Genomic DNA, 2,503 nt, shown 5'->3' with positions numbered 1-2,503 from the left:
TTTCCTCCTGAATTATGACTCATCCGTTATTTATTTATAAGTATTCAACCGGACATGATATAAAAGCGCATTAAATAATTAGCGTATTTAGCTAATTTAAGAAATCATCTCCATTTTGTAAGCTTTGACTTTACTATCAATTCCTGTAATATCTGTCCCGACAACTACAGCATTAGCTCCTAAATTCATAGCTTTTTTTGCCATTGTGGGAGAAGCAATACCTCCTTCACAAATTGCTGGCACTTCTAAGTTTTTTACTATCTGTTTTAACAGCTCAAAACCAGGAGGAGATTTTGTGATTGTTTGCTCAGTATAACCATACAGAGTAGTGGCGACAAAATCCGCACCTTCTTCTACAGCTAGTTGTGCTGCTTCTATAGTATCTACATCGGCCATTACTGATTTTCCTAATTCATTATGAATACGAGTAATTAATGTTGCTAAAGTTTCTCCTCCCGGACGTTTTCTGGCAGTAGCATCAACAGCAATAATATCTGCTCCTGCTTTGGCGATCGCTTCTGCATCTGAAAATTGGGGCGTAATATAAACTTCAAATCCTGGTATTTGTTGCTTCCACAAACCAATAATTGGTTGAGTAATTCTCTGTCGCACTGCTCGAATATGGGATGGTGTATCTATTCTCACTGCTGAAGCTCCCTGATTTATAGATGCTTGTGCCATAGCTGCAATAACTTCTGGATGATTTAAAGGGGAGTCAGTGGGAGCTTGACAAGAAATGATTAAACCTTGTGGTAATGATAGATCGGAGTATTTATTAGTCATGGTTAAATAATTATTTTGTATAGATGTTAGAGCTGATTTATAGATTATAAGTAGAGATAAATTCATGTAGTCAGTATCAGGAATTATACCAATTTTATATGAGGCTGTACAGAATTAGGTGTTAGGTGTTAGGTATTAGACTTTATATCAAGTCCGGATAATTAGTAATAAAAAACTTTCTGATCCTCTTCCTTTTTATTCTCTCTTGACTCCTCCGTCGTTATTTATAATTATTCAACCGGATATAATATTAGGTTTTAGGTGTTATACCAATTTTATGTGAAGCTGCATTTATTAACTTGTATCTCCCGATCTACAATCAACTCTGATTAAAATATTATTCTATACAACTTCATATTAATTTGATATTATAGGAATTTTCACATAGATAGACTATAGTGGCTAAAGCATTTTTCTGCTCCCCACTCCTTAAGCAAAAATAATTTCGTAGTCTACTTAAATGAAAAGTGCTGTAAGCTCCACAAATAAAATATGATTATACCATTTTAAAAGTAATAGTAATAAGATATTTGAAAGTTTCAAATAACTATGAAAACAACAAAAGTTATTAAATACTTGAAACTTACTTATAGAAATTACCATACTGGTCAGGTATATTACCAATTACCTATGACTGAATTCTTATTTGGTCAGCAAGTCTATCATTTTACTCAATAAATATTCGAGATTAATTGGTTTAGTCAAACATTCATCTGCACCAACAGTATAACAATATTCCATATCTATTTGTTGATCAAAAGTAGTTAATGCCAGAATTTTTGGATTTTCACTACTATTTGTTGTGCGTAACTGCTGGATAATTTCTACACCATCCATTCCTGGTAATTGCATATCTACAATTACAGCAAGAGGTTGCAACAAAATAGTTTGCTCCACTGCTGTAGAACCTTCTATTATCCATACAACTTTTAATCCTGCTGCTGTCAAAATATCACAAATTACTGTGGCAACATCTTCTTCTTGCTCAATCAACACTACACTACCTTGCAAGGATAAAATATTAGGTGAATTTTCTTCTTTTTGTTTTAATTCTTCATTTTTTAATGTTAGGGGTTGTGCTGGTAATTTCACTGTAAAAGTAGAGCCAAAATCAATAGCAGATTCTACTTCAACAATTCCACCATGAAGTTCTACTAATTGTTTTGTTAAAGCCAGACCTAAACCCGTACCACTTTGCTGACGATTATAAGGAGAATCTAGTTGTTGAAATTTATTAAATAATAATGGTTTTTGCTCTTCAGAAATTCCTATACCGGTATCTTCTACTTGAAAAATTGCTGTATTTTTGTCTCTGATAACTTTAAGTATGACACTCCCCCCACTAGGAGTAAATTTAATTCCATTACTGAGAAGATTAAAGAGAATTTGTTTAACTCGCCTTTGGTCGGCAGTAAATAGATCTAGTTGTGGATTTATTGTTTGTTCTAAAGTTAATTTTACTTCGTTTTTTTCTGCTTTTTCTCTAAAAGTTTGCCAAAGTTCATAACTTAATTTAGAGAGAGAAAAATCACCGATATTTAAAACTGCTTTGCCAGCTTCTACTTGAGATAAATCTAGAATATCATTGATTAATTCTAGGAGATGTTCGCCACTATCATGGATTATTTGTAAATAATCTCTTTGCTTTTGTATTGGTATTGTTTTAGCTCCTCTATTGCCATAAGACCAGCGTAAAAGAGTTGAAGAAATACCAATAACA

2 protein-coding genes are annotated in these 2,503 nt (G+C 32.8%); both read right to left on the bottom strand.

The window, feature by feature from the left end; all coding sequences use genetic code 11:
- Window positions 1–96: 96 nt before the first annotated feature.
- Entirely contained in the window at window positions 97–783 is a 687-nt protein-coding gene (locus F6K13_RS28145; RefSeq protein ID WP_124147023.1) for an N-acetylmannosamine-6-phosphate 2-epimerase, read from the bottom strand.
- Window positions 784–1,425: 642 nt separating this feature from the next.
- A partial coding sequence (locus tag F6K13_RS28140; RefSeq protein ID WP_287289149.1) for an ATP-binding protein occupies window positions 1,426–2,503 on the bottom strand: 1,078 nt, incomplete at its 5' end.

Source organism: Okeania sp. SIO2B9 (assembly GCF_010672505.1).
Classification (GTDB): domain Bacteria; phylum Cyanobacteriota; class Cyanobacteriia; order Cyanobacteriales; family Microcoleaceae; genus Okeania; species Okeania hirsuta.
The sequence above is the reverse complement of the archived record's forward strand: the minus strand, read 5'-3'. Positions and strand labels throughout refer to the sequence as shown.